The organism is Acidovorax sp. GW821-FHT09B03 (assembly GCF_059418305.1).
On sequence record NZ_JBWKPP010000018.1, the window covers coordinates 14,167 to 40,314 of the forward strand.

Below are 26,148 nucleotides of genomic sequence, written 5' to 3' on the forward strand. Positions count from 1 at the left end.
AGAGAGTCCCGACTCGTACTCCTGGACCGGTCCGAAGTCTGACAAGCGCTTGACCTCAAGTGCAGTTGATGTTTTAAAAACGGGGCCAACGCAACTCTCCCCTGCCCCTGCACCATGGACATACAACCCCTCGAAGCCCTGCTCCAACGCGGGGTCGACAACGCTTTGCTCCGCTTCGCGCTGGGGTCCCACTACCTGAAGATGAACGAGCCTGGCACCGCGGCCGAACATTTGCAGCGGTGCGTTGAACAGTCCCCCGACTACTCCGCCGCGTGGAAGCTGCTGGGCAAAGCCCACGCCCTGCACGACCAGCCCGATGCCGCGCAGCAGGCATGGACCCAGGGCATGGAAGTGGCCCAGCGCAATGGGGACCACCAGGCGTACAAGGAAATGCAGGTGTTCTTGCGGCGCCTGCAACGGGCGGCGCAGGCTGCGGAGGATTCGACCGGGGCCAAGTCCTGACCCCTCCATTCACCGTGGATGCCTGGCACCGCATCACCCACGGATCGAGGTATGCCCAGTAGCCCTTGTTGCTTTTCCGTGCCACTGCTTGCCGGACACCCGGGGCCCCGCCTACCATGGCCCTCCCATGCCAGCAGACACCAGCGCCATCCCAACGACGCCCCCCACCCTGCCCCGCCGCTTCCTGCACTTCCTCGGCCCCCTGGTCGCCACCAACCTGCTGCAGGCCCTGGGCGGCACGGTGGTCACCATCTGCCTGGGCCAGCTGCTGGGCGCGCGGGCCCTGGCGGCGGCGGTCAGCTTCTTCCCGCTGTTCATGTGCTGCATCGCCTTCGTGATCGGGTTGGGCGCGGGCTCGTCGGTGCTGGTGGGCCAGGCCTGGGGCGCGCGCGACCCTGACAAGGTGCGGCGCGTGGCCGGCGCAGTGCTGGTCGGCGGCCTGGCCCTGGGCTGCGGGGTGGCGGTGCTGGGCGCCACGGTCATTGGCGAGCTGCTGCGCCTGCTGGGCACAGCAGACGATGTGCTGCCCGAGGCCATTGCCTATGCGCGCGTGTTGTTCCTGGCGATGCCGGTGCTGTTTATCCACCAGTTGGCCGCAGCCCTGCTGCGCGGGCTGGGCGACACTGCCACGCCCTTACGCGTCCTGGTGCTGGCCTCGGGCCTGTGGATGCTGCTCACGCCGGCCTTCATCCTGGGCGGGCTGGGGCTGCCCCAACTGGGCACGGCCAGCGCGGGCTGGGCCAGCCTGATCGGCAATGGCGTGGCCGTGGCCTGGCTCGCATGGCACCTGCAGCGCAAGGACCACCTGCTCGCCTTCAGCCACCTGCGCCCACACCTGCGCTGGGACGTACCCCTGCTCGGCACCGTGGTGCGGCTGGGCGTGCCCACCGGCCTGTTCTTCATCACCAGCTCGCTGGCCGATGTGATGCTGCTGCGCCTGGTCAACGGCTACGGCTGGCAGGCCACAGCGGCCTGGGGCACGGTGAACCAGGTGATGGCCTATGTGCAGCTGCCGGCCATGTCGATCGCCATCGCGGCCTCGGTTTTTGCGGCGCAGGCGATTGGCACCAACAACCCCGAAGAGGTGCGCCGCGTGACGCGCGTGGGGCTGTGGATGAACCTCGCCCTGACCGGCGGCCTGGCCCTCATCGTGGCCATCGCCTCGCCGCTGGCCACCCTCTTGTTCACCAGCGACCCGGCCGTGGTGGGCCTGGCCGCCAGCGTGCTGCGCATTACGGTGTGGGGCAGCCTTGCCTTCGGCATGGCCAGCGTGTTAACCGGCGTCATGCGCTCGGCCGGCACGGTGCGGGTGCCCACCACCATCTCGCTGTCGTGCCTGGCATTCTTGCTGGTGCCCTTGGCCCATGCGTTGCAGCAGCAGCTGGGCCTGCAGGGCATATGGGCCAGCTACCCGCTGACCTACCTGTGCGCGCTGGTGCTGCAGGGCACCTACTTCTACGCCGTGTGGCGCAAACGGCCGATGACTCGGCTGGTGTAACAGCCAGGGCGCCCCCTTCCAGCCACCCGGCTGGTGCCGGGAAGGCCGCCGAAAAGTTCCGCGCCCATCGCGCAAAGAAGGCCTGCTTCCTCGGTGTTTCACCCGGCAATGCGGGAAGCCGTCCCGGCCCACAATGGCGTTGGCCGCAAGCCAATCCCGACACAACCCTGCCTCCTTGCCCACTTCTGGAAACACCACCGTGCGCCGCCACGCCCTGACCCTTGCCTTTGTCCTCTGGAACCTCCTGGGGTCCGCCGCCCATGCCCGCGACCGGTGCCGCGGGGATTGCCAGAGCGCCGGCCTGGCGGTGCTGATCCTGGTGCCCCTGCCCTTCATCTTTGCCTACTTCTGGGGCCGCAAGAAGGACGGCCCTGACCTGGGCCAGTTGCTGGCCTACGTGATCCAGAGCGGCGCGATCGGGCTGTGCGCCGCTTACCTGCTGCAGGGCATGGGGGCGCCACGCTGGGGCACGTGGATGGCGCTGGGCGCCGTGCAGTACGGCGTGTTCGCGGCCCTCGTCCACCCCCGGCGCCATGCGGTTGCGCGCTGAGCGCAGGCCTGCCGGCCCTCAATCCCGAAACCAGATCCTGAACGACACGTACAGCGCGTACGCCAGGAACAGCACCATCCACGCCAAAAAGAACACGTTGCCCCAGTACTGGCCGGCCTGCTCGGCCAGGGTATAGACCTGCCCCCGGCAGCCCTTGCCGACGCACTCGATCTGCCCCTGGAACAGCGCACGCAGCAGGCCAAAGCCCAGAAAGCAGGTGATGGCCGCGCACACCACAAAACCCACGGGCCCCAGGGGCGGCTTGGCGATCTCGTCGTTCTCGTCGCGCAGGCCCTGGGCGAGCAGCTTCTGCCCGTAGCGGTAGGCGGCGTACCCGAGCAAGAGCATCAGCGCGTAGTACAGGGTGGCGAGCATGTCGGTTGGTGGGCCAGGAAAAGTGCAGCAGGATCGTGCGTTGCCAGCGATGGTAGCCGAGCACCCTGGCGGCCTGCAGGCCAGGCTGCGGGCTGGGCAGTGCTGCCCATTCCGGGCGCGGCCGCCGACAAGCCGCCGGCACGGACATGCGCGTCGGCGCGGGGACTTCATCCTCACCTCACACAGGTTCGCAACACTCCATGCAAGGCCCCACCGCGGCCTCTTCAGGACCAGCAAGCCGGGCACTGCACGGCCTGTCCCCGCATGAGAGCAACACCCCTTGAACCTAGCAACCTCCCGTACTGCCACCCGCAGCCACCCCCCCCGCATGGCGCCCCGCAAGCTGCGCGCTGGCCGGGGTGCTGTGCATCCTGGTGTCCGCACTCACCGCCTGCGGGCAGGTAGATGACGAGGCCCTGACGAGCAAGGCGCGCACAGGGGTCGAGGTGGGCCTGCTGGCCAGCGACATCCATGTCTCCATCGCGCAGCGCCCCCTGGTGCTGCCTTTCGTGGCGCTGGAGGAGCACGCCCGCCAGGGAATGTCCTTCTCGCTCGACCGCCAGGGCGATCGCCGGCGCGCGGCCGAAGCGCGCCAGCAGTTCCTGCGCGATTCGGCCAACCCCGGCCAGCCCCTGCCGCTGGACAGCCTGTCCGTGGTGGTGGACACCTATGGCTGGAACCATTCCGAGCTGGGCCAACCGCCGCTGTGTGCGCTGCTGACCCGCGAGTGGGCGCGCGCCGTCTGCGACAACCCCTGGGCCTCCACGCGGCAGGCCTTGCCTTACAACCGCCTGCGCCTGCTGGACCTCAGCCGCCTGCGCACCACGGGTGCAGGCCGCCAGGCCGAGTGCCGCAACGGCACGCCGCCGCCCCGGGCCCTGCCCACCGAACCCGGTCAGGCCGTGCTGCTGTGCAACGCCATGGTTTACGGCGGGCGCGAGGACCAGTCCCACCATGCGGTGGTGCGCATCGATGGTGACCTGGGCGCCCTGTGGACCGTCTGGAACTACGGGCAAAACGGCGAGACGGCCGAAGCCATGGCGCAACGTGAGGGGCAGGCCATCGCCCATTTCGTGCAGCACGCGCTGGGCCCGCGCGAGGACTTCGCCGCGCTGCAGGCCCGCATGTGCCGCCTGCGCCGGCCGGACTCGGCGGACCACCCCCATGGCCCCGACTGCGGGCGCGGGGCACGCCGGCAGTCGGTGCAGCGCAACCCCTCCACTTGACATAGAGTGCACTCTAGCTCGCCCAATCACGGCTCCAACCACTTTTCCATCGTTCTGGAGCCGCACCATGCAAGCAAACAAGGCACTCATGCAAGCCATCTTTTCCGAACTGGCACAGGGCAACGGCCGCCCGCTGGTCGATGCCATGGCCGACGATTTCTGCTGGACCTTCAAAAGCGAAGGCCCCTGGCGCGGCAGCTACCGCGGCAAGCTGGCGGTGCGCGAGGAACTGCTCGGGCCGCTCATGGCGCAGTTCGCCGACCGCTACACCAACACCGCCCAGCGTTTCATCGCCGAGGGGGACCACGTGGTGATCGAATGCCAGGGCCGCGTCACCACCAAGGCCGGCCAGCCGTACCACAACCAGTACTGCTACGTGTGCCGCCTTGAGAATGGCCAGCTCAAGGAGCTCACCGAGTACATGGACACCGCGCTGGCCGAGGCCGTGCTGGCGCCCCCCGCGAGGCCGGGCACATGAGCGGCGGCGACAGCCAGGGCAGCCGCAAGCCAGGCCATGGCGGCCTGTTGCGCATCGGCGAGCTGGCGGCATTGAGCGGCCACAGCGTGCACGCCATCCGCTGGTACGAAACCCAGGGATTGATGCCCAACGTCGCGCGCGATGCCGCGGGCCGGCGCGTCTACCATGCTCGGCACCTGGACTGGCTGCAACTCATGGACCGGCTGCGCCGCACCGGCATGTCGATCGCCGAGATGCGCGAGTACACGGACCTGGTCCGCCAGGGGCGCACCAGCCTGCGCCAGCGCAAGGACCTGCTGCTGGCGCACCACGTGCGCGCCCAGGCCACCATCGCCGAGTGGCTGCAGGCGCTGGAGCTCATCGACGGCAAGATCGCCTTCTACGACGAGTGGATCGGCACCGGGCAGCCGCCACCGATGCTGCCGCACCAGAAGGCGGGCCCGGCAGCTCTGGCAGCGCCTGCGGGTGCGCCCCAGCGCCGCCGTGCACGCAAGGCCTGAGCAGCAGCGAAAAAATCAGACCAGCGTCTTCTTCATGAAAAAGCGCGAGAACCCTGTCGGAAAATCGGGAAGCTCGCCAAAGCACACGTAGCCCAGGCGTTCATAGAACGCCCGGGCCTGGAACTCGAAGGTGTCCAGCCAGGCGCCATGGCAGCCGCGGGCCAGGGACTCTTCCTCGGCCATCTGCAGGAGCCTGCTTCCCAAGCCCTGGCCGCGCAGTGGCTCAGGTACCACGAGCAGCTGCGTGAACAGCCAGCCATAGGCCGTGTAGCCCCACAGGCCACCAATGACGGCGCCCGCGCCGTCATTCACCTGGATGACCAGGGGCCGCCCCTGGCTCGGCCCCGCCTGGCTGTCGTTGTAGGCCACGAGCGGTACGAGGATGGATTTTCGGATGTCTTCGTTGGCGACATCGGTGACTGCCAGTGTGTATTCCATGCTGCCTGCAAGCAAAAAGCGGTTGGTCAAGGTCGATGGCAATATAGCCTGCGCCCCTCATTTCCTGGCTGGGAGGTGGCGCACAGGCGATATATTGCGGGCAGCCCCATGCCCACAGACGCCCCCTACCGCCCCCACCTGCGCCGCACCGGCCTGGCCCTGCTCATCGTGGGTGGCATCGACATCGCCGCCTGGCTCATCTGCCTGGCGTTTGACGTGCCGTATGTGTCGAGCTTCAACATCTTCTCGGTTGCCGGTGGCATCTTCCTGTTGCGCGGCAGCCTGCGCGCAGCTTCCATCGTGCGGCGCATGGCGATGTCGATGCTGGCGCTGCTGGCCGCCGTGGTGCTGGTCTCGCCGCTGCTGCAGCCTCCGGGGCTCACGCTGGCCATGGTCAAAGCCCATGCCGGGCTGGCCGCACTCGGAGGCGTGCTGATGGTCTTCACCGTGGCGCTGATGGCGTGGCTGGCACGCGAACTGGGCGCGCCCCCGGTGCGGGCGGCCATCGCCGCAGCCGGCCTCAAGGTGCGCAACACACGCTGGCCCATCGCCATGGGCGTGGGCATCGCGCTGCTGCTGGCCGCCATGGGCACCGCGCTGCAGCACACCGATGCGGCGGCGCGCGCCATCCGCGAAGCCCGCGCCGCCAACGGCGATGGCTACCAGTACCACCTGAGCCTGATCCAGGCCAGGGAAACCCCCGCCGGGCGCGAGATCACGGGCACCGTGTCGGCATGGAACGAGCATGAACTGCGGACCCTGCCCTTTGCGTGGCGGCAATAGGAGCGGTACCACGGCCGATGCGTGAGAATGCAGGCCACCCTTGCCACCGTGCAAGGCCTGCCCTGCGGCTTCTCACCCCACCCCCTGCTGATGATCACCCTCAACCGCATCGCCGTTCTCGACATCGCCCTGGTCTTTGCCCACCAGGGCGACGCGGCCTACTGGCATGAGTGGGAGATGTTCGGCCTGCCCGGCGGCATACAGCTGTTCAACGCGTTCAACGTGCTGGTGTTCGTGCTGGTGCTGGCCCTGTTCATTCCGGTGATCCAGCGCAGGCCTGCGGGCTGGCGTTGCTCCCTGGCCATTGCGGCGCTGTGCGCGTCGGTGCTGCCCATCCACGCGGGGTTTGCGCTGGCCGGGTTCGACCAGTTCCACCTGCCGGTCTCCATCGCACTGATCGGCGCCACCTTCGTGGCGGCCGTGGCGCATGGGGTGCTGACCTGGCGTGCACGGCCGGAGTTCGCTGCCGCGCACATGGCGGGCTAGCCCGGGCGCACCCGGTTGTCCTGGCCGCAACATGGCCGCACGTTCCGCTAGTGCCCCGCGACTTCCTCGCGCAGCACCCCATGGGTGTCGCACTGCTCCTCCAGGTCGTCCATGGCCTGGGCGGCCTGCTCGGTCGGGTAGTTCAGGCGCACCACCAGGAACTCCTCGCCGCTGTCGTCCAGCACCTCGTGCTTGCGCCCTGCGCCCAGGGCCTGCCAGACGAGCACGACGCTCATCGCGTCCGTGGTCGCGCTGATCATGGTGCTGTGCGATTCGCGCCCATCGCGCGTGAATCTGAAGACGGCTGACGACATTGGCATAAGGGGCTGGGTCCCTGGATCTTCTGCTCTGAGCGATGCCCAGATGGCCCCATGGTAGCAACACCCGGCTGGCCGGGTGTCCAACAATGCCTGCGCGAAGAGTAAGCCATTGGTAACAGGCGCCCCGCCCAAAAAAGGGCCCGCTCGGCGGCGGGCCCAACTCGCGATGGTCACGAGGGAGAGACGCCGATCCGGGGTCCACAGCACCCCTCACGGCGCAGCCATCGTAGTGGGCCGCCGGTGGCCACGCATGTAGGACGGAACCCCAAGCTTTTTGCGCCCGTTTCGCGGCCCGCAGCATGCTGCAAACCCTTGCGCCTGCTTACATTTCGCATGCCGGCGCACCCCCTGGAAACAGCCTGTGCATCTGCTTACCGGGGTGGGTGTTTTTCCGACCGGCGCATAGGACAAGACCTACAGGGCAGCGCCCCGTGGCGCCCAAGAATGGACCCACACACGGTCGTCGTGTGCAATGTTTTCACCTCAACAGGAGAACGTGTATGCCAAAGAACAACCCTCAAGGCAGCAGCAACCACCCGAACCAGGACGACAACAACAATAGCCTGCAGCGCAAACCTGCGGGCGAACGCCAGCAGGAGCAAAGCACCGGCAGTTCGGGCAGCCGCCAGCAGGGCCAGCCAGGCCAGCAGAGCAACGAGGCCAGCCGCCAGCAGGGTGAGTCGTCGAACCAGCGGCCCCCAAAGACCCAACACTAAAGCCCAGTTTCTGCGGCCCGCACCAGTCCAGCACAGGAGGGGCGCCATCACGCCCTCCCGGTGCGCAGCGGCGTGCGGGCCGCAGTTCCCGAGCACCGCTGCGGCACCCGCCGCCCGCCCCACCCTGCACTCCCCAAGGAGCAAGACAATGGGATACCGAGACAGTGACGACAGTGGCTTTTCGCGCCACGGCATGAACCGCGACAACGACCACCCCGATGCGCTGCAGCATGCATCGCAACGCCCCTACCGCGCAGGCTACGACCACCCCGACCTGGACCGCGACGAAGACCTGCGCACCAGCCATTCCATCCCCGCAGACGCCTTGCGCGCGGGCCGCAGCAACGAACCAGCCCCCGGCAGCCGCCGCGATGGCCCATCAGGTTACCCGGGCCCGCGCAGCTGGGAAGGCCGTGACCGCTACGCGCAGGGCCAGGGCAGCTACCGCAGCGAACACGACACCGGATACGGCTACGGCGCACGCGCCCCCGACATCGGCGGCTACGACCCCTACGGGTCGGAACAACGCCACCGCCAGCAACAGCAGCATGGCGGTGGCTACTACGGGCCGGACGAGCGTTCCCGCCTGACCCGCCCCGAAGGCTGGGCCCGCGAGGGCTATGGCGCCTACGACCGTGACCAGCAGGGCGGCGGCGCGCATGCATATGGCAGCCGCCAGGGCCGCAGCTACGGTTACGGCTACGACGGCCGGCCCGATGGCGGCCCCCCATCGCGGTGGGATCACCGGCAGGAGGGCTATGGGCCTGCAGGCTATGGCAACGACGACCGCTACCAGAGCAACGCCTACCCGCAGCAGTACCGCAGCCAGCAACGCCACGACCCCGACTACGCCGCCTGGCGCCAGGAGCAGTTGCGCCTGCTCGACGAAGACTACGAGTCGTGGCGCACCGAGCGCTACCAGAAGTTCTCCGACGAGTTCAACACCTGGCGCAGCACACGCAGCCGCAACGAAGGCCTGCGCGGCTCCAACCAGTCCGACCAGACCACGTCGGCCAGTGGCAAGAACCAGCCGGGCAGCAGCAACAATGCGGGCACACCCGGCGCAGGCAGCACGGCGCCCTCGGGCAAGACCAAGGACTGATCACCGGGTAGACAGACAGGCGTCGGCGGTTTGCAACCCGGGCCTGTCCACCGCACCGTCGACCAGGGAATGCACGGTGGCATTGCAGCAGCAGCGGCGCCGGAGGCCTCACGCATCGACAGGCCTGGCGACCCATGCAAGGCACCACCCTACCCCGCCGTGCCAATCAAGGCGCGCCGCGCTCGGAACCCTCCATCCAGCGCACAGCAGCCAAGTGCCACGCGGGGCCAGGGCATCAGCCCCCTTTTCGACCATGCCGTGGGCAGGCCCGGGTTCTTCTTTTCCTTGTTGCTTTGTTGATTGCCGGGCGTTGGCACCTGCTGCCGCCTTCGCCGACGAAAAAATGGCCCCTGTGCGGAGCCATTCACCGTGCCTGGAGCGCCCCGGCACCGCTCACAGCGGTCCGAACCCGCTGTCGGTGGCATCGTGCTGCCGAGGCGGCCCGCCGCGCGCCTGCGGCGTGGACAGCCAGCGCGGAAACAGCGATGTCGGCAGAAAGTGGAAATCCCGCTCCGGGTAGGCCTTGCGCAGCGCCGCGCGCCCTTCGGCCGTGATGGCCAGCACCTGGGCGCTTTGCAGCGTGCCCCCCACCTCGGGCAGCACTGCCTGCACCAGGTTCGCCGCAGCCAGCACGCGCAGGCAGTCGATGCTCCGGGCGTCATCCACCGTTCGGGGCAGTTCGACTTGCGACAGCTCGAGCATGAACTCCATCGGCATCAAGGGCTCCCTGGTGACGCGAGCCATTGTGGGGCCACGCAATGCAATTCGCAACGTATTACACAAAAAGAAACGGCAGCCTGTGCTGCACTGCGCATGGCCCCGCTGTTCTCCGGTCCGGCAACGCCATGCGGGCCTGTCTGACAGCGCACGCGCCCCTTTCGCGCGACCATCGCGGTAACTTGCCTGCCACCACGCCCTGCCGCCCCGTTGAGTCCTGTCTTTCCAGCCCCTCCCCGAAAGCCACCACCATGCCGATCTCCTTTCCCGCGCTGCCGCCCCTGCAGATGCTGATGCTGCTGCGGCAGTGGCTGTCCAGTGCCACCCACCCCATGGGGCCGGTGGACCCCGTGCCCGAGCCCCGGCCCGGCAACCCCTTGCCGCCCGAACCCGTGGGGCCGCACCCCACGCCGGAGCCGGTGTAGGAAAGCAAGGCAAGGGAGGCAAGGCCCCGGCCCGGTGTTGTTGTGCAATTGTTTGATTGCGCTCCCCCAGGAGGGAACGCTACGATGTTTCGATGACCCGGAGCACCCCATGCGATTAGTGCTTGCCTACCCCGAGGACGCCGACAGCGCAGACAAGGCCGCCATGGCCGAGCAGGCCGCGCTCGAGATCTGCGTGGCCGCGCACGTGCACCCTTACATGGCCTGGCACGACTACTCCCTGGTCCACTCCGGCCTGAACCTGCCCTCCTCGGCCTTCGCCACGGCCGAGATCGCCGGCGCCTTCGTCTGGATCGAGGCCATCGCCGCCGCGCAGGAGTTTCTGAACCCGCCCCGGGGCGCCAAGGTCGAGATCGACGTGGTCTTCGAGCCCGGGGACGAAAGGCCCCCGGCGGTGCTGCACGGGCCCGGCCGGGCGGTGCTGCGCGACCACCTGTACCTGCAGATGTGCCTGGCTCCGCGCCAGCTGGCGAATGCCGTGCCGCCGCCGCCGATGGATGACGAGGGATCTGGACCTGTGCCGCTGGGCTTGCGGCAGGAGCTGAGTTTCGTGAGTGAGTGATTTTTGGGTGAATGCGGTTTTTTGAGCGCCTTGCCTTTGTTGAGGGCGGAGGCCGGGATGTGCGCCCGGCGGCGCAGTAACTTTCTCTTGCGTCGCCAAGAGAAAGTCACCAAAGAGAAGGCGACCCCCAGTCTGCGTCCCCCGCTCGCCCTGTCGGGCGAACGGGGGCAGCCTGCGATGCTTGGAGCTGGGGTGGTGCCGATGAACTCGCTGCGTTCCCCCTGCGGGTGAGCTCCGCTCAGACAGCATCGGCAAGCTAGATGACGAAGCGTGTGTGTCCTTCGGCACACACGCCCACCCCAGCTCCTGCGCTTCTCGGCGCAGCCAGAAGGGGTGGGGAGCGGGGTCAAACACGACTGCTGCTTCGCAGCTGCGCCGGGTGTCGGTTCGCGCTGCGCGCTGCCGACGCGTGGGCGCGATCGCCCTGGCGAGCCGAGCGCAGCGAAGGACCACCAGGCCGAGCGAAGCAATGGCCCGTGTTGGTGTCCACCCCCTTCTGACCGTGCCGAGAAGCGCAGGAGCTGGGGTGGCGCGTGTGCCGAAGGACACACGCGCTTCGTCATCTGACTCGCCGCAGATGTCTGAGCGGAGTTCGAAGAACGCAGCGAGTTCCGAGGCGCACCCCAGCTTGGAGCATCGCAGGCTGCCCCCTCGCCCCAGGCGAGGGGGACACGGGCAGCGGGGTCGCCTTTTCTTGGCCTACGTTCTTTTGGCGAAGCAAAAGAAGGTAGGTGCGCCGCCGGGCGCACACCCCGGCTCCCGCCCTCCATCAAAGCATGCAGCCACCACTTGCCACAAGCACCGCACAAGACGCCAAGAGCTACCTCAACACCAACACCGGAATGTGCGAATGGGTCAGCACATGCTGCGTCTCACTCCCCATCAACATTCGCTTCACTCCCTTGCGCCCATGCGACGCCATCACGATCAAATCCGCCTTGTGCTTCTTCGCCGCAGCGATGATGGCCTCGGCCACCAGGTCTGACTTGCTCACCACGGCCTTCACCGTGATGCCGCGCGCGCTGCCGCGTGCCTTGACGGCATCGACCAGGGCCTGGGCGGCGTCGTTCCATTGCTGTTCGATGCGTTTCACATCGGCCAGCTCCACGGGCATGCCGCCCTCGAAATAGCTGCGTGGGTAACGCGGCACCACCTTGAGGGCGACGGCGGTGGCGCCGGACAGCTCCGCCAGTGCCAAGCCATGGTCCACGGCCTTCTCGGACAGGGTGGAGCCGTCGGTGGCGATCAGGATGCGTTGGTAGTACATGGTGGTCTCCTTGTAGATACCGCAAGCGTACGGACCATGATGTTCCTTGCCTTGATCCAGGTCAACCCGCCAACCCTGCTGCGGCGATAGGCTTGAGCCATGTCAAATGCCGCCCCCATCTCCGCAGAGCCAGACGTGCCGGGGGCCCCCCGGCAGCAGCGGCAGGACCCCCATGCCGCGCTGCTCGACGACCCGCAGGAGTGGGCGTCGTTCGGCCGTCCTTGCGCCGCAGGTGGCGCACCGGTCGAATGGCCCCCGGGCGCAGTCCCGCAGGATGCGCCGGCCTGGGAGTCGCATGTGGTGCTCTCGGGCATGCACTGCGCGGCCTGCGCCCTCACCATCGAAGAGGCGTTGCGCAGCGTGCGCGGCGTGCTGCAGGCCGATGTGAGTGCCACCACCCACCGCGCGCGCATCGTGTGGCAGCCCACGCAGGTGCGGCCCTCGGGCTGGATGGCGGCTGTGGCCCGGGCCGGCTACCAGGCGCTGCCAGCGGTGGACGCGTTTGCGCGCACGGCGCGCCAGCAGGAGAGCCGGCGCGCGCTGTGGCGCTGGCTGGTGGCCGGCTTTTGCATGATGCAGGTGATGATGTACGCATGGCCCGCCTACGTGGCGCAGCCGGGCGACCTGTCGCAGGAGATGGAGACGCTGCTGCGCTGGGCCTCGTGGGTCATCACGCTGCCGGTGGTGTGCTTTGCCTGTGGGCCGTTCTTCGCGAGTGCGCTGCGCGATGTGCGGCTGCGCCGCGTGGGCATGGACCTGCCCGTGGCGCTGGGCATGGCCATCACCTTTGCCGTGAGCACGGCGGGCACCTTCGACCCGGCGGGCCTCTTCGGCAAGGAGGTGTACTTCGACTCGCTCACCATGTTCGTCTTCTTTTTGCTCACCGGCCGCTGGCTGGAGCTGCGCCTGCGCGACAGCACGGCCGGCGCGCTGGAGGCGGTGATGAACCGCCTGCCCGACAGCGTGGAGCGGCGCGGTGCCGATGGCTGCACCTTCACCCGCGTGGCCACGCGCAGCCTGGCGGTGGGCGATGTGATCCGCGTCTTGCCCGGCGAGGCCTTTCCGGCCGATGGCTGCATCACAGAAGGCAGCACGCAGGCCGACGAGGCCCTGCTCACCGGCGAATCCACGCCCGTGGCGCGCCCGCTGGGCAGCACGGTGGTGGCCGGCAGCTACAACCTGCAGGCGGCGGTGCAGGTGCGTGTGGAAGGTACGGGCAGTGCCACGCGCTTTGCGCAGATCGTGGCGCTGATGGAAAGCGCTTCGCTGCAAAAGCCCCGCCTGGCGCAACTGGCCGACCGCGTGGCACGCCCCTTTCTCATGGCCGTGCTGCTGGCCGCCGTGGTGGCAGCAGCATACTGGTGGCCCAGCAGTCCGGGCCATGCGCTCATGGTGGCGGTGGCGGTGCTCATCGTCACCTGCCCGTGCGCGCTGTCGCTGGCCACACCGGTGGCCATGCTCACGGCCGCGGGCACCCTGGCGCGCCATGGCCTGCTGGTGCGCAACCTGCAGGGGCTCGAAGCCCTGGCCGCGGTGGACACTATCGTCTTCGACAAGACCGGTACGCTCACGCGCGACGGCATGGCGCTGCAGCGGGTGCACACCATCGCGGGCCTGCCGCACAGCGACGCGCTGGCGCTGGCCGCCGCGCTGGCGCGCCAGTCCATGCACCCGGCATCGCGCGCGCTGTGCGCGGCGGCGGATGGCAGCGTGCAGCCGCGGTGGATCGCCACGGACGTGGTGGAGCAGGCTGGCCAGGGCCTGACCGCCCGCATGCTGGATGCCAGCGGCGTGCTTGCACCGCGCCGCCTGCGCCTGGGATCGGCGCGCCATGCCGGTGTGGATGCGGGGCAGGGCGCCGACGACAGCGCGGCCCTGCAGGTGGTGCTGTCCGAAGAGACGGGCGAGAACGGCGCCAGCGTGGAGCTGGCCCGCTTCACCCTGGCCGAGGACCTGCGGCCCGAGGCCCGTAGCGTGGTACAGGCACTGCAGCGCGAAGGCGTTGCCGTGCACATGCTCTCGGGCGACCGCATGGCATCGGTGCGGCGCGTGGCCTTGCAGGCCGGCATCGAACAGGCCCGGGGCGATTGCACGCCGGGCGGCAAGCTGGCCGCGCTGCAGATGCTGCAGTCCGAAGGGCACCATGTGGCCATGGTGGGTGATGGGCTCAACGATGGGCCCGTGCTCGCGGGTGCCAACGTGTCCTTCGCTTTCGGCAGCGCCGTGCCGTTGGCGCGCTCGCGCGCTGACTTCGTGGTGCTGGGCGGCAGCCTGCAGCTGGTGCTGCAGGCGCTGCTGCTGGCGCGCAAGACGCTGCGCGTGGTGCGCCAGAACCTGTGGTGGGCGGCTGCCTACAACGCACTGTGTGTGCCGCTGGCGGTACTGGGCCACATGCCGGCCTGGCTGGCGGGGCTGGGCATGGCCTTGAGCTCGCTGCTGGTGGTGCTCAATGCCTCGCGCCTGGCCCGCCTGGTCGGCGAACAGCGGGCCGTGCCCGCTCAGCCACCAGCCCTTGCCCAGGCCACGCTGGAGACCGTGTGATGGACATCCTGTACCTGCTGATCCCCCTGTCCGTGGTGCTGGTCCTGCTGATCCTGGCAGGCCTGTGGTGGGCCGTGTACCGCGGCCAGTTCGAGAGCGTGGAGCAGGAAGGCGAGCGCATTCTCCGCAACGATTGACATGCGTCAATACCCGCCGGGCCGTGCTGCAAGAAACTCATTGCAACACAAAGAGGTGCCCGATGGATTCAACTCACAACACAGCTGCAGCGCACTACAACGACACCGTCGTGCGGCAGTTTTCTATCATGGCAGTGGTATGGGGGGGGGTGGGCATGCTGGTGGGCGTCATCATCGCCGCCCAGCTCGCCTGGCCTGAACTCAACCTCGGCATTCCCTGGCTCAGCTACGGCCGCCTGCGGCCGCTGCACACCAATGCCGTCATCTTCGCCTTTGGCGGCTGCGCGCTGTTCGCCACCAGCTACTACGTGGTGCAGCGCACCTGCCAGGTGCGGCTGTTCGCGGGGCCGCTGGCGGCCTTCACCTTCTGGGGCTGGCAGCTCGTCATCGTGGCGGCGGCCATCAGCCTGCCGCTGGGCTACACCTCGGGCAAGGAGTACGCCGAGCTCGAATGGCCGATCGACATCTTGATCACGCTGGTCTGGGTGTCCTACGCCATCGTGTTCTTCGGCACCGTGGGCATGCGCAAGGTGCGCCACATCTACGTGGCCAACTGGTTCTTCGGCGCCTTCATCCTGGCCGTCGCCATCCTGCACCTGGTCAACAGTGCAGCGGTGCCCGCCGGCTGGATGAAGAGCTACTCGGCCTACGCCGGCGTGCAGGACGCGATGGTGCAGTGGTGGTACGGCCACAACGCGGTGGGCTTCTTCCTGACCGCGGGCTTCCTGGGGATGATGTACTACTTCATCCCCAAGCAGGCCGGCCGCCCGGTGTACAGCTACCGCCTGTCCATCGTGCATTTCTGGGCGCTGATCTTCACCTACATGTGGGCCGGCCCGCACCACCTGCACTACACCGCGCTGCCCGACTGGACGCAATCGGTGGGCATGGTGTTCTCGCTGATCCTCTTGGCCCCCAGCTGGGGCGGCATGATCAACGGCGTGATGACGCTGTCGGGCGCCTGGCACAAGCTGCGTGACGACCCCATCCTGCGCTTTCTGATCGTGTCGTTGTCGTTCTACGGCATGTCCACCTTCGAGGGCCCGATGATGTCCATCAAGACCGTCAACGCCCTGAGCCATTACACCGACTGGACCGTGGGCCACGTGCACTCGGGTGCCCTGGGCTGGGTGGGCCTGATCTCCATGGGCTCGCTGTACTACCTGATCCCCCGCCTGTTCGGCCGCGAGAAGATGCATTCCGTGCCGGCCATCGAGCTGCACTTCTGGATGGCCACCGTGGGCATCGTCCTGTACATCGCCGCGATGTGGATCGCCGGCGTCATGCAGGGCCTGATGTGGCGCGCCATCAACCCCGACGGCACGCTCACCTACACCTTCGTCGAGAGCGTCAAGGCCACTTACCCCTTCTACGTGGTGCGCCTGCTGGGCGGCCTGCTGTACCTGGGCGGCATGCTGGTCATGGCCTGGAACGTGTGGGCCACCGCCATCGCCGGCCGCTCGGCCAAGGTCGCCATCCCCGCAGTGCACGCTGCCCACGCCTGAGCAGCACGTACGGAGAGCTTTTTCAATCATGTCTGACAACAAGACCCCCGCGACCACCACCACCGGTTTCAGCCACGAGAAGGTGGAGACCAACAACTTCCTGATGATCGTGCTGATCCTGCTGGTGATCGCCATTGGCGGCCTGGTGGAGATCGTGCCGCTGTTCTTCCAGAAGTCCACCACCGAGGCCGTCAAGGGCGTGGAGCCCTATACCGCCACGCAGCTCATCGGGCGCGATATCTACATCCGCGAGGGCTGCTACAACTGCCACTCGCAGATGATCCGCCCCTTCCGCGCCGAGACGCTGCGCTACGGCCACTACTCGGTGGCCGGCGAGTTCGTCTACGACCACCCCTTCCAGTGGGGCAGCAAGCGCACCGGCCCCGACCTGCACCGCGTGGGCGGCAAGTACAGCGACGAGTGGCACCGCATCCACCTGACCAACGCGCGCGACGTGGTGCCCGAGTCGAACATGCCCGCCTACCCCTGGCTGGAGAAGACGGCCGTCGACCCCGCCGTGGCCGCACCCCGCATGAAGGCGCTGCGCACCGTGGGCGTGCCCTACACCGACGCGCAGATCGCCGACGCGGCTGCCGAGCTCAAGGGCAAGACCGAGATGGATGCCCTGGTTGCCTACCTGCAGGTCATGGGCCGCGCGCTCAAGTAAGAGCGGCTAAAAAACTCTTCTGGCGTCGTTGCTGCGTCTTGTCGTACTACTCGTACTGCCTGCGACGCAGCGCCTAGCCAGAACCGCTTCGCTGAGTTTTTTCCCCGCTCTAAGTAACACCACATTTTGGGAGATAGCAATGGACATCACCACCATGCGCATCGTTGCCACGCTGGCCTCGCTGGTTTGCTTCATCGGCATCTGGGTCTGGGCCTACCTGGGCAGCAACAAGGATCGCTTCGACGAAGCGGGCCGCGTGCCCTTCGAGCACGAGTGACCGTGCCCGCCTCAAGAACAACGACAACCATATGAACAAGAGAGCACCCCATGAGTGACTTCACCAGCAATTTCTGGTCGGTCTTCGTGACCGCCGTGACCCTGGGCGGCATCGTCGCCTGCGGCCTGCTGCTGTGGATGGCCGGCCGCAAGAAGGTCATGGCCACCAGCGACAACACCACGGGCCACGTCTGGGACGAAGACCTGGTCGAGATGAACAACCCCCTGCCGCGCTGGTGGGTGTGGATGTTCGTGATCACCATCGTCTTCGGCCTGGCCTACCTGGCTGCCTACCCGGGCCTGGGCACCTTCGCCGGCAAGCTCGGCTGGACCCAGCTGGGCGAGTACCAGGCCGAGATGGACAAGGCCAAGGCAGAGCTGGCGCCCCTGTACGCCCGCTTTGCCGACATGAAGCCCGAGGACATGGCGCGCGACCCGCAGGCCCATGCCATCGGCGAACGCCTGTTCATGAACAACTGCGCGCAGTGCCACGGCTCGGATGCACGCGGCAGCAAGGGCTTTCCCAACCTGGCCGACGGCGACTGGCTGCACGGCGGCACACCCGACAAGATCCGCGAGACCATCGCGCAGGGCCGCACCGGCGTGATGCCGCCGATGGCGGCGGCCGTGGGCTCGCCGGAAGACGTGCGCAATCTCTCGCACTACGTGCTGAGTCTTTCGAAGAGCCCGCACGACTCGCTGCGCGCATCGCTGGGCAAGTCCAAGTTCAGTGCCTGCGCCGCCTGCCATGGCATGGACGGCAAGGGCAACCAGGCCCTGGGCGCCCCCAACCTCACCGACGACGTGTGGCTGCATGGCTGGGGCGAGGCCGCCATCACCGCCATGATAAACAACGGCAAGACCAACCAGATGCCGGCCCAGGCCGAGAAGCTGACCGAGGCTCAGATCAATGTGCTGGCCTCGTACGTGTGGAGCCTTTCCAGCAACGGCGCTGCAGCCGCCGCGCGATGAGCTGAACCCGGCGCTCCTGGCCCCGCCTCCACGGCAGGGGCAGGGGCGCACCAGGCCCACCGCAATGCCCCGAACCGGCATTGCCGAAGGCCAGAACTTTCGAGAACTGCCATGAAGCCACCCAGCGGGCCTGCCCGCAAGGTCATTCCCATCACCCCGGTAGCCGCAGCCCCCGGCGGTGGCACCACCGATGCAGCGGCCGAAGTGGTGTCGCTGTACGAAGCGCAAAAGAAGATCTACCCGCGCTCCATCAGCGGCACCTTCGCGCGCTGGCGCTGGGCCATGGTGGCCCTCACCCAACTGGTGTTCTATGCCGTGCCCTGGCTGCAGTGGGGCGAGCGGCAGATGGTGCTGTTCGACCTGGGAGCGCGGCGCTTTTATCTGTTCGGGTTCGTGCTGTACCCGCAGGATTTCATTTACCTCACCGGCCTGCTCATCGTCAGCGCGATGTCGCTGTTCCTGTTCACTGCAGTGGCGGGGCGCCTGTGGTGCGGCTTTGCCTGCCCGCAGACGGTGTACACCGAGATGTTCATGTGGATCGAGCACAAGGTGGAGGGCGAGCGCAGCGCACGCCTGCGGCTGGACGCCGGAGCCTGGACCTGGGAGAAGATCCGCAAGAAGGCGCTCAAGCAGTTCCTGTGGATCAGCGTCGCGCTGTGGACGGGCTTCACCTTCGTGGGCTACTTCGTGCCCATCCGCGCGCTGGGCGGCGAGCTGCTGGCGCTGCAGGGCAGCTGGCAGATCTTCTGGGTGCTGTTCTACGGCTTTGCCACCTATGGCAACGCGGGCTACATGCGCGAGCAGGTGTGCAAGTACATGTGCCCGTATGCACGGTTCCAGAGCGCCATGTTCGACAAGGACACCCTGATCGTCAGCTACGACCTGGGGCGTGGCGAACCCAGGGGCCCGCGCAACAAGACCGTGGACTACAAGGCCAAGGGCCTGGGCGACTGCATCGACTGCACCCTGTGCGTGCAGGTCTGCCCGGTGGGCATCGACATCCGCAACGGCCTGCAGTACGAATGCATCGGCTGCGGCCTGTGCGTGGACGCCTGCAACACCGTGATGGACAAGATGCACTACCCGCGCGGCCTCATCCGCTATGCCACCGAGAACGCCGTGGCGGCCCGCTGGAGCGGCGCGCAGATGCTGCGGCGCGTGCTGCGGCCCCGCGTGCTCATCTACAGCGCGATTTTGCTCGCGCTGTGCGTGGGTCTCACGGCCAGCCTGGCCCTGCGCACCGCCTTCAAGGTCGATGTGGTGCGCGACCGCGCCGCGCTCTCGCGCATCGTCGCGGGCGGCCAGCTGGAGAACATCTACCGCCTGCAGATCATGAACGCCACCGAGGCCGGCCAGCGCTACCGCATCGGTGCCCACGGGCTCGATGGGCTGCAGGTGGCGTCTGAGGCCGAAGTCGACATTGGCGCCGCCGAGTCGCGCTGGGTCGCGGTTCGCCTGCAGATCCCCTATGGCGCGGCCCCGCCCGGATCGCACCCCGTGCAGTTCGAGATCGAGGCCCTGGGCGGCGGGGGCCATGTCACCGAGAAGTCGGTGTTCCTGGTGCCACGCTGACCGGGCCTTCCAGCCCGACGACCCCATTTTTTCAGGAGCCATCACATGCCATCCCCCTCCGTCGCCGCATCGTCCGTGGCCGTCCCGTCCGCCCCCTGGTGGAAGTTCGGCCATGTCTGGCTGGTCATCTCCGGCCCGGCCATCGTCGTCGTCGCGGGCTTTGCCACCTTGTGGCTGGCCATCGCCCGCCCCGACCCCGTGGTGGCCGAGGACTACTACCGCCAGGGCATCGAGATCAACAAGACGCTCGAGGACAACCCCAGCAGCCTGGCCCCCGCCATGAAGGCCCGCAACCATGCGGCCACACCCGAGCAGGACAAACCGCGCTGACTGCGTCAAAGCATCCAAGTGAAGGAGACAAACCCATGAGACTGCAGCGCTTGATGTGGATTGCCTGGCCCGCCTTTCTGATGGCGGGTGTGCTGGAGATGCTGGTCTTCGCCTTCGTGGACCCGCAGGACATGCACTGGTTCGGCGACCAACCCCTGGCCTTGTCCCGCGAGGGTGTCTACACCGTCGCCTTCTTTGCATTCTGGCTGGTCACGATGGCATCGAGCGCGCTCACCACACTGCTGGCCATGTCGCCGTTCGAGGTCAACCGCTGCCCGGTGCCGGTGACCGAGCGGCCAGCGGACTGTGCCCGACATCAACAGCCCTGAACACCCAGTAATCGGGCAGGGCAGGGAAAACCGGGAGGGCACGGGCTGGCACGGCTCTTGAATGCGGGCGGTGATGTCCCTACAGTAGCGTGCAGGCCGGCACCATTGCTGTGCCCGCGCCTTGCACCTCTTTCGCCTGCCATGTACCTGAGCCACGCCCGTGTCGAGAAACTGTCCCGCCTGATGGGCAGGCTGGAGGCTGCCGACTTGCCCGCCAGTGCCCCGCTGCGGCTGGCCGTGGGCCAGGACCTGCTGGACCTGCTGCAGGCCGACCATTTCGCCTCCTACGCCTGGGACGGTGCCGCCCAGCGCTTTGGCGACCGCGCCTCCATCCACATGGACGACGCCAACCTGCAGGCCTACGAAACCTACTACCAGTACCGCGACCCCATTACCCACCAGCTGCGCCAGCGCCGCGAGCCGACCCTGGTCACGCAGATCCTGCCCCAGCAGGAACTCATGAAGACCGAGTTCTTCAACGACTTCCTGGCCCGCGACGGACTGCACCACGGCGTGAACCTGTTTGCCTGGGACGGCGAGCGCAACCTCGGTGACCTGCGCATCTGGCGCAGCCGCCAGCGCGGGCCGTTCGACCGCGACACGCTGGATTTGCTTCGCCTGGTGCAGCCGGCGTTTACCGGCGCGCTGCGGCGGCTGCGCGAGCGGCCGGTGGAAGCGGCGCGGGTTGCACCTGCACCCGCTTCACCCGACCCCTGGCAAGGCCTCAACGGCCGCGCCCGCGAAATCGCCCAGGCCCTGTGCGCCGGCTGGCCCGACAAGAAGATCGCGGCCGAGCTGGGTATTGGCTACTCGACGGTCCGCACGCATGTGGATGCGCTGTTCGAGCGGTTCGGGGTGCATAACCGGACGGAGTTGGTGCGGCGCCTGTTGGGGGCGGGGCGGCCGCACTGAAGCGACTCTGGCCAAGTCCTGCGTTTCTCGCCCTTCGAGACCTTGCGCATTACCCCGGCCGCCGACCCATCGGCGGAATTGGCTGTGGAAGGTTAATCAGCAGTGTCCTTCTCTTTGTCACGTGCCGCTTCCTGGCGTGGCATTGCGGACGGGTCGTGGAGTGCTTGCGCCCCAGACGGGATAGGGCCGAACATCATTACGATGAATCCGGCCGGTATCGATAGAAAAGCAAGCCACGGAATGCTGAGTATGGCCATGGCGATGGGGCCATACCACATTGCGTTCTTGCAGTTCACCGCATGCGCTGATGGTTCACAGCCGGCCAGCCACCATAGGGGCCACAGGACAAATGGAACGGCAATAGGGGCCAACGCGATGATTAAGCCCCAACGAAAATTGGACATGGACACCCCATTGGAGCGAGTAGGTTGTCATGTCCCACCCGCTGTTTGCAAAGTGCCATGTTAGAGCCATGACCAAGGTCTGTGGTATCCCTCTAACGGGGGGCTTTCTCCGCAAGCCTTGCCAGCGCGAGCACAGCACTCAATCCCTGCGACATCGCCTTTTTTTACTCCCCTGCCCGATACCGGTAGTCCACCGGCACGAACGCGTACTTCCCCTTGCCCTCATCGCGCAGGTAGCCTACCCCGGGGTACGGAATATGCGCCGCAGCCACCATGCGCCGCTCCTTGGCCAGCCGCGCGAACTGCTGCTTGCGTTGCGCCTTGGCGTCGTGGGGCACCACGTCGTAGACGATGGTCACATCCGGCCGGGGCATCTGCACCGATTGCACATGCAGGATGTCGCCGATGAACTCCAGTGCTTCGCCGCCCTTGCCTTGCAGCACGAAGAAGGCGTGGCCGGGCGTGTGGCCCGGGGTGGGGCGCGAGCGGATGCCGGGCACGATCTCCACCGCGCCGGTGAAGGGGCGCACCTGGCCTGACTTCACGTAGGGCCCGAGGGCGGTGGTGCCTTGCTGGAAGTAGGCCTTGTCGTAGCCGCGCACGCCTTGCTGGTTGCCGGGTGCGAGAAAGAAGTCCAGATCGGCCTTGCCCACGTGGATGGTGGCGTTGGGGAACACGCGCTCGCCCCGTGCATCGACCAGCCCGCCGCTGTGGTCGGTGTGGATGTGGGTGATCAGCACGTCGTTGATCTGCGCGGGCTCCACGCCCACGGCCTTGAGGCTGGCCACCAACTGGCTGCCCGCACCCGGGCCGAAGAAGGCGCCCGCACCGGTGTCGACCAGCGCCAGCCGGTCACCCGCGTAGACCAGGTAGGCGTTGATCGAGGCCTCCACCGGGTTGGCGACAAAGCCGCGTTGGAGCAACTGGTCGGTCTGTGCGGGCTTCATGTGCAGCAGGGTGTGCAGGTCCTGTGGCACCGTGCCATCGGACAGGGCCACCACCTGCACGCCGCCCACACTGAAGCGGTAGAAGCCGGCCTGTTGGGTGGCGGGGGGAACGCTGGCCGGGGCTGCAGGCGCAGCGGCCTGGGCGAGGGCCAGAACGGGGCCGAACAGCGATGCGGCGACGGCCAGGGAGAGGAGGGAGCGGCGTGTCGATGTCATGTCTTGAAGGGAATGAAGTGGGTGGGCGGATCGGTGGTGAACGGCTGCGGTCTCAGGCCACACGGCCATGCGGAAACAGCTGTGCCTTGGCATCGGCATCGAGCTCGGCCTTGAAGGCGTGCTTGCTGGCCAGCGCGCTGGCTGCGATGGCCGCGGGGCGGGCATTGAGTTCGTCGAAGTGGCGCTTGACGTTCGGGAACTTCGCCCACGCCGCATCACCCATCAGGTAGGCCAGGCCGCCACACCAGCCCCAGAGCGACATGTCGACGATGCTGTAGTGCTCATCGCCCAGTACGTAGCGGCGTGTGGCCAGCCGTGCGTCGAACAGGGCCCAGTGGCGCTCGGCCTCGAAGAGGTAGCGGTGCAGCGCATACTCTTTGGGCTCGGGTGCGTAGTGGGTGAAGTGCACGGCCTGGCCGGTGAAGGGGCCCAGGCCCGTGGCGGCCAGCATCAGCCACGAGAGCATGTCGGCGCGGCCCGCTGCGCCGGGTGCGCCCAGAAATTGCCCGGCCTTCTCGGCCAGGTGCAGCAGGATGGCCGCGCTGTCGAAGACCACCGCGTCGCCATCGACCAGGGCCGGCACCTTGCCGTTGGGGTTGATGGCGCGGTAGGCGGCGGTGTGCTGCTCGCCCTTCGATGTATCGATGGGCACCATCTGGTAGGGCAGGCCCAGTTCCTCCAGCAGCAGCGCGACCTTGCGCGGGTTGGGGGTGGGGTGGTAATAAAATTGGATCATCTGAAAGCTCGCGAAGAGTGCGGTGAAGTGAGGGCGCAACGATAGGCCGCACAGGCACTGCAGCGTGAGTCGGAATTGCCGATAGGAGGTATAGGCACCATGGATATCCGGCGTTCCGATCTGCCGCTGTTGATCTCGCTCGATGCGCTGCTCGATGAGCTCAACGTCACGCGCGCAGCGCGGCGCCTGAACATCAGCCAGCCCAGCTTGTCGGGCCAGTTGGCCAAGCTGCGTGACCTGTTCGAAGACCCGCTGCTCGTGCCCGCCGAGAACGGCCGCGGCATGGTGCCCACGCACCGCGCACTGGAGTTGAAACCCCGGCTCAGCGAGGCGCTCAACCAGCTGCGCGGGGCGGTGGAGCTGGGCGAAAGCTTCGACCCTGGCAGCGCGCGCCGCGCCTTCGTGATCGCTGCCAACGACAGCGTGTTCAGCATCCTCGGCCTGGCGGCGCTGGGCCGCATCGTGGGCATCGGCAATCCCGATCTGCGCGTGAGCTTCGTGCCCGCGGCCGACTCCGGGCTGGTGGAGCGCATGGAGCGTGGCGAGGTCGACCTGTACCTGGGCGATGTGGGCAAGGTGCCCGGCCCGCTCAAGTCGCGCTACCTGATGGGCGACCGCTTCGAGATGGCGCAGCGCATCGGCCACCCGCGCGGCAAGGTGGCCGCCACGCTCGACGAGTACTGCGGCCTGTCGCATGTGCTGGTCTCGCAGGTGGGCCACCCGCACAGCCAGATCGACGAGCTGCTGGCGGCCCTGTCGCGCAGCCGGCGTGTGGTCGTCACCGTGCCCAGCTACAACCAGGTGGCCCTGGTGCTCACGCACACCGATTGCGTGGCCACCCTGCCCAGCCACCTGCTGCGCCGTTACGCGCAGATCCTCGAAATCCTGCCCGCACCGTTCGAGATACCGCCCTTCAACCTGGCCATGGCCTGGCATGCCCGCGCGCAGGAGGATGCCGGCCACCGTTGGCTGCGCGCTCTGTTCGTCAGCGCAGTGGCGGAGCAGGCGGGCGAAGCAGCGGTCCTCTCGCCAGCGCAGGACTAGATCCTGGGCGCCGGCAGGCTGCCTAGCAGCTTCTCGATCTCCAGGCCAATGGCCAGCAACCGGCGGTCGCTGCCCACCGGGCCGTCGAGCTCCAGCCCCACGGGCAGGCCCGCGCTGGTCAGGCCTGCGGGCACCGACAGGCCCGGGATGCCGGCATTGCTGCCGGGGTCGGTGTTGCGGATGAAGGTGGCGAACGTGTCCGCATCCGCCCCGCCATTGACCTTGACGGTGGACGAGCCCTTGGCCTTGTCCATGGGCACGGCGGGCAGCGGCGTGGTGGGGAACAGCAGGGCATCGAGGCGGCCCTGCGCAAAGGTGCTGGCATACAGCGCCTGCAACTGCGGCCGGTGCACGGCCATGGCCTCGGGGTAGTTCGGGCCGAAGGCATCGGCCTTGATCGCACCGAAGGCGCCCTGCACATCGGGACTGGCGACCTGGGCCGCGACCTCGGCCACCGTTTTCACAGGCGCATTGTTGGCCGCCAGGTAGGCGGGCAGATCGGCCACGGGCTCGTGCAGCGCGATCTGGAACGACATCTTCTCGTTGAGCGGCAGCAGCTGCGCCATGTCCACCTCCACCAGCGTGGCGCCGGCCGCGCGCAGCTTGTCCAGCGCAGCGTTCACCACCGTGGCCAGCGATGCATCGAGCCCCGCCCACAGCGGCCGCGGCAGGCCTAGGCGCACGCGCGCCAGCGGCAGGGCCGGCAGGCTGGCATCGCCGGTGATCACCGCGTCGAGCAAGGCCACGTCGGCCACGGTGCGGCCCATGGGGCCCACGGTGTCGCGCGTGTGGCTGATGGGCACCACGGCCAGCGGGTCGTGGTAGCGGCGCTCGGTCCCGCCATTGCCCACCGAGGGGCGCAGCCCCACGATGCCGCACAGGGCGGCCGGCACGCGGGTGGAGCCGCCCGTGTCCGTGCCCAGGCCGGCCGCCACCATGCGCGCGGCAATGGCCGCCGCCGTGCCGCCCGACGAGCCGCCGGGGATGCGCGCCGGGTCATAGGGGTTGCCCACCGGCCCCGCAAACGGCGCGAAGTTGGTGCTGGTGATGCCGAAGGCCAGCTCGTGCAGGTTGGCCTTGCCCAGCACGATCACACCCGCGTCGATGAGCTTTTGCAGCGAGGGCGCCGTGCGCGGTGGCTTGAAGCCCTGCAGCGCAGGCGTGCCACCGGTGGTGGGCAGGTCGGCCGTGTTGATGTTGTCCTTGACCACGATCACCAGGCCCGCCAGCGGGCCGAGCGCGGCGCCCGAGGCGCGTGCCGCGTCGATGCGCCGCGCGGCGGCCAGGGCGCCGGCTTCGTCGAGCGTGATGAGGGCGTTGAGCGACTGAAGCGCCCTGGCACGCGCCACCAGCGCGGCCACATAGTCCACGGCCTTGATCTGGCCGCCCTTGATCTGCGCAATGGCCTGGGCAGAGGTCAGCTGGGTGGGGTCCGACGGCGTGGAGGCCGTGCTTGCGCACGCGGCCAGCCAGACCGGGGCGCTGAGGGTGCCGGCCAGCGCACCAGCGTGTTGCAGAAATTGGCGGCGGGGCTCGGGCGAGGGGTGGCTCATGAAGGCGCTCCTGAAGGTCGATGACATGGAGCCTTCAGGTTATCGGCGGTGCCCCGCGTGCGGTATCCCCAGGATTGAGGAGGC

31 protein-coding genes are annotated in these 26,148 nt (G+C 67.8%); 23 read left to right on the forward strand and 8 right to left on the reverse strand.

The window, feature by feature from the left end:
• The first annotated feature begins 114 nt into the window (after window positions 1–114).
• The 3 genes from AC07PA_RS25470 (at window position 115) to AC07PA_RS25480 (ending at window position 2,510) form a co-directional block, all read left to right on the forward strand.
• Window positions 115–462 carry a tetratricopeptide repeat protein gene (locus tag AC07PA_RS25470; RefSeq protein ID WP_007859260.1) on the forward strand — a complete coding sequence of 116 codons (348 nt, stop codon included), beginning with the start codon at window positions 115–117 and terminating at the stop codon, window positions 460–462.
• Between the two features lie 127 nt (window positions 463–589).
• On the forward strand, window positions 590–1,960 hold the full coding sequence (locus AC07PA_RS25475; RefSeq protein WP_494610288.1) for an MATE family efflux transporter: 1,371 nt from the start codon (window positions 590–592) through the stop codon (window positions 1,958–1,960).
• 175 nt (window positions 1,961–2,135) lie between these two features.
• A complete protein-coding gene (locus tag AC07PA_RS25480) occupies window positions 2,136–2,510 on the forward strand; it encodes a hypothetical protein (protein WP_146187982.1) in 375 nt (124 codons plus the stop codon).
• 18 nt (window positions 2,511–2,528) lie between these two features.
• On the opposite strand, the gene AC07PA_RS25485 is transcribed toward AC07PA_RS25480, so the two are convergent.
• Complete coding sequence (locus AC07PA_RS25485; RefSeq protein WP_494610289.1) at window positions 2,529–2,885, reverse strand: hypothetical protein; 357 nt, start codon at window positions 2,883–2,885, stop codon at window positions 2,529–2,531.
• Between the two features lie 374 nt (window positions 2,886–3,259).
• Here AC07PA_RS25485 and AC07PA_RS25490 point away from each other — a divergent pair, with 374 nt between their 5' ends.
• From AC07PA_RS25490 to AC07PA_RS25500, 3 genes are all read left to right on the forward strand, one after another.
• Window positions 3,260–4,111, forward strand: a complete 852-nt coding sequence (locus tag AC07PA_RS25490) for a hypothetical protein (RefSeq protein WP_494610290.1) — start codon at window positions 3,260–3,262, stop codon at window positions 4,109–4,111.
• A 67-nt stretch (window positions 4,112–4,178) separates the two neighbouring features.
• Window positions 4,179–4,589 carry a nuclear transport factor 2 family protein gene (locus AC07PA_RS25495; protein WP_494610291.1) on the forward strand — a complete coding sequence of 137 codons (411 nt, stop codon included), beginning with the start codon at window positions 4,179–4,181 and terminating at the stop codon, window positions 4,587–4,589.
• A complete protein-coding gene (locus AC07PA_RS25500) occupies window positions 4,586–5,089 on the forward strand; it encodes a MerR family transcriptional regulator (RefSeq protein ID WP_494610292.1) in 504 nt (167 codons plus the stop codon). Before AC07PA_RS25495 ends, AC07PA_RS25500 begins: the two co-directional genes overlap by 4 nt.
• 15 nt (window positions 5,090–5,104) lie before the next feature.
• On the opposite strand, the gene AC07PA_RS25505 is transcribed toward AC07PA_RS25500, so the two are convergent.
• Window positions 5,105–5,527 carry a GNAT family N-acetyltransferase gene (locus AC07PA_RS25505; RefSeq protein ID WP_007859273.1) on the reverse strand — a complete coding sequence of 141 codons (423 nt, stop codon included), beginning with the start codon at window positions 5,525–5,527 and terminating at the stop codon, window positions 5,105–5,107.
• 108 nt (window positions 5,528–5,635) lie between these two features.
• Here AC07PA_RS25505 and AC07PA_RS25510 point away from each other — a divergent pair, with 108 nt between their 5' ends.
• Both AC07PA_RS25510 and AC07PA_RS25515 read left to right on the forward strand, forming a co-directional pair.
• Window positions 5,636–6,310 carry a hypothetical protein gene (locus AC07PA_RS25510; RefSeq protein WP_494610293.1) on the forward strand — a complete coding sequence of 225 codons (675 nt, stop codon included), beginning with the start codon at window positions 5,636–5,638 and terminating at the stop codon, window positions 6,308–6,310.
• A 27-nt stretch (window positions 6,311–6,337) separates the two neighbouring features.
• Entirely contained in the window at window positions 6,338–6,796 is a 459-nt protein-coding gene (locus tag AC07PA_RS25515) for a DUF6713 family protein (RefSeq protein WP_494610294.1), read from the forward strand.
• A 47-nt stretch (window positions 6,797–6,843) separates the two neighbouring features.
• Here AC07PA_RS25515 and AC07PA_RS25520 read toward each other — a convergent pair whose 3' ends face one another.
• A complete protein-coding gene (locus AC07PA_RS25520; protein ID WP_145698164.1) occupies window positions 6,844–7,056 on the reverse strand; it encodes a hypothetical protein in 213 nt (70 codons plus the stop codon).
• Between the two features lie 560 nt (window positions 7,057–7,616).
• On the opposite strand from AC07PA_RS25520, the gene AC07PA_RS25525 reads away from it, so the two are divergent.
• A complete protein-coding gene (locus tag AC07PA_RS25525) occupies window positions 7,617–7,832 on the forward strand; it encodes a hypothetical protein (protein ID WP_007859280.1) in 216 nt (71 codons plus the stop codon).
• Window positions 7,833–7,980: 148 nt separating this feature from the next.
• Window positions 7,981–8,934, forward strand: coding sequence for a hypothetical protein (locus tag AC07PA_RS25530; RefSeq protein ID WP_494610295.1), 954 nt, complete (start codon window positions 7,981–7,983; stop codon window positions 8,932–8,934).
• Window positions 8,935–9,327: 393 nt separating this feature from the next.
• On the opposite strand, the gene AC07PA_RS25535 is transcribed toward AC07PA_RS25530, so the two are convergent.
• Window positions 9,328–9,651, reverse strand: a complete 324-nt coding sequence (locus AC07PA_RS25535) for a hypothetical protein (RefSeq protein WP_494610296.1) — start codon at window positions 9,649–9,651, stop codon at window positions 9,328–9,330.
• A gap of 251 nt (window positions 9,652–9,902) precedes the next feature.
• Between AC07PA_RS25535 and AC07PA_RS25540 the strand changes: the two genes are divergently transcribed.
• Window positions 9,903–10,076, forward strand: coding sequence for a hypothetical protein (locus tag AC07PA_RS25540; RefSeq protein WP_494610297.1), 174 nt, complete (start codon window positions 9,903–9,905; stop codon window positions 10,074–10,076).
• A 109-nt stretch (window positions 10,077–10,185) separates the two neighbouring features.
• Entirely contained in the window at window positions 10,186–10,656 is a 471-nt protein-coding gene (locus tag AC07PA_RS25545; protein ID WP_494610298.1) for a hypothetical protein, read from the forward strand.
• Window positions 10,657–11,476: 820 nt separating this feature from the next.
• On the opposite strand, the gene AC07PA_RS25550 is transcribed toward AC07PA_RS25545, so the two are convergent.
• A complete protein-coding gene (locus tag AC07PA_RS25550; RefSeq protein WP_007860018.1) occupies window positions 11,477–11,923 on the reverse strand; it encodes a universal stress protein in 447 nt (148 codons plus the stop codon).
• 99 nt (window positions 11,924–12,022) lie between these two features.
• Here AC07PA_RS25550 and AC07PA_RS25555 point away from each other — a divergent pair, with 99 nt between their 5' ends.
• The 10 genes from AC07PA_RS25555 to AC07PA_RS25600 all read left to right on the forward strand — a co-directional run bounded on the left by AC07PA_RS25555 (window position 12,023) and on the right by AC07PA_RS25600 (window position 21,164).
• The gene (locus tag AC07PA_RS25555) at window positions 12,023–14,464 is read left to right on the forward strand and encodes a heavy metal translocating P-type ATPase (protein ID WP_494610173.1); all 2,442 of its coding nucleotides are present in this window, start codon (window positions 12,023–12,025) and stop codon (window positions 14,462–14,464) included.
• On the forward strand, window positions 14,464–14,601 hold the full coding sequence (gene ccoS, locus AC07PA_RS25560) for a cbb3-type cytochrome oxidase assembly protein CcoS (protein ID WP_007860012.1): 138 nt from the start codon (window positions 14,464–14,466) through the stop codon (window positions 14,599–14,601). Before AC07PA_RS25555 ends, ccoS begins: the two co-directional genes overlap by 1 nt.
• Before the next feature lie 62 nt (window positions 14,602–14,663).
• The gene (ccoN, locus tag AC07PA_RS25565; protein ID WP_494610174.1) at window positions 14,664–16,106 is read left to right on the forward strand and encodes a cytochrome-c oxidase, cbb3-type subunit I; all 1,443 of its coding nucleotides are present in this window, start codon (window positions 14,664–14,666) and stop codon (window positions 16,104–16,106) included.
• 28 nt (window positions 16,107–16,134) lie between these two features.
• Entirely contained in the window at window positions 16,135–16,773 is a 639-nt protein-coding gene (gene ccoO, locus AC07PA_RS25570; protein WP_494610175.1) for a cytochrome-c oxidase, cbb3-type subunit II, read from the forward strand.
• Between the two features lie 139 nt (window positions 16,774–16,912).
• Window positions 16,913–17,050 (forward strand): cbb3-type cytochrome oxidase subunit 3, encoded by a 138-nt coding sequence (locus AC07PA_RS25575; RefSeq protein WP_184864295.1) that lies wholly within the window; start codon window positions 16,913–16,915, stop codon window positions 17,048–17,050.
• 50 nt (window positions 17,051–17,100) lie between these two features.
• Window positions 17,101–18,021 carry a cytochrome-c oxidase, cbb3-type subunit III gene (ccoP, locus tag AC07PA_RS25580; RefSeq protein ID WP_108016516.1) on the forward strand — a complete coding sequence of 307 codons (921 nt, stop codon included), beginning with the start codon at window positions 17,101–17,103 and terminating at the stop codon, window positions 18,019–18,021.
• Between the two features lie 111 nt (window positions 18,022–18,132).
• A complete protein-coding gene (gene ccoG / locus AC07PA_RS25585; protein WP_145696179.1) occupies window positions 18,133–19,593 on the forward strand; it encodes a cytochrome c oxidase accessory protein CcoG in 1,461 nt (486 codons plus the stop codon).
• Window positions 19,594–19,638: 45 nt separating this feature from the next.
• A complete protein-coding gene (locus tag AC07PA_RS25590; protein ID WP_145696180.1) occupies window positions 19,639–19,923 on the forward strand; it encodes a FixH family protein in 285 nt (94 codons plus the stop codon).
• A gap of 35 nt (window positions 19,924–19,958) precedes the next feature.
• A complete protein-coding gene (locus AC07PA_RS25595) occupies window positions 19,959–20,252 on the forward strand; it encodes a hypothetical protein (RefSeq protein WP_145696181.1) in 294 nt (97 codons plus the stop codon).
• Between the two features lie 141 nt (window positions 20,253–20,393).
• Window positions 20,394–21,164, forward strand: a complete 771-nt coding sequence (locus tag AC07PA_RS25600; protein WP_494610176.1) for a helix-turn-helix transcriptional regulator — start codon at window positions 20,394–20,396, stop codon at window positions 21,162–21,164.
• Between the two features lie 568 nt (window positions 21,165–21,732).
• Here AC07PA_RS25600 and AC07PA_RS25605 read toward each other — a convergent pair.
• Together AC07PA_RS25605 and AC07PA_RS25610 are read right to left on the reverse strand one after the other, a co-directional pair.
• Window positions 21,733–22,731 carry an MBL fold metallo-hydrolase gene (locus tag AC07PA_RS25605; RefSeq protein WP_494610177.1) on the reverse strand — a complete coding sequence of 333 codons (999 nt, stop codon included), beginning with the start codon at window positions 22,729–22,731 and terminating at the stop codon, window positions 21,733–21,735.
• Window positions 22,732–22,783: 52 nt separating this feature from the next.
• Window positions 22,784–23,467, reverse strand: a complete 684-nt coding sequence (locus AC07PA_RS25610; RefSeq protein WP_494610178.1) for a glutathione S-transferase family protein — start codon at window positions 23,465–23,467, stop codon at window positions 22,784–22,786.
• Between the two features lie 99 nt (window positions 23,468–23,566).
• On the opposite strand from AC07PA_RS25610, the gene AC07PA_RS25615 reads away from it, so the two are divergent.
• Window positions 23,567–24,511, forward strand: coding sequence for a LysR family transcriptional regulator (locus AC07PA_RS25615; protein WP_494610179.1), 945 nt, complete (start codon window positions 23,567–23,569; stop codon window positions 24,509–24,511).
• Here AC07PA_RS25615 and iaaH read toward each other — a convergent pair.
• Window positions 24,508–26,064, reverse strand: coding sequence for an indoleacetamide hydrolase (gene iaaH, locus AC07PA_RS25620; RefSeq protein ID WP_494610180.1), 1,557 nt, complete (start codon window positions 26,062–26,064; stop codon window positions 24,508–24,510). The two genes, AC07PA_RS25615 and iaaH, sit on opposite strands and share 4 nt — an antisense overlap.
• Between the last annotated feature and the right edge of the window lie 84 nt (window positions 26,065–26,148).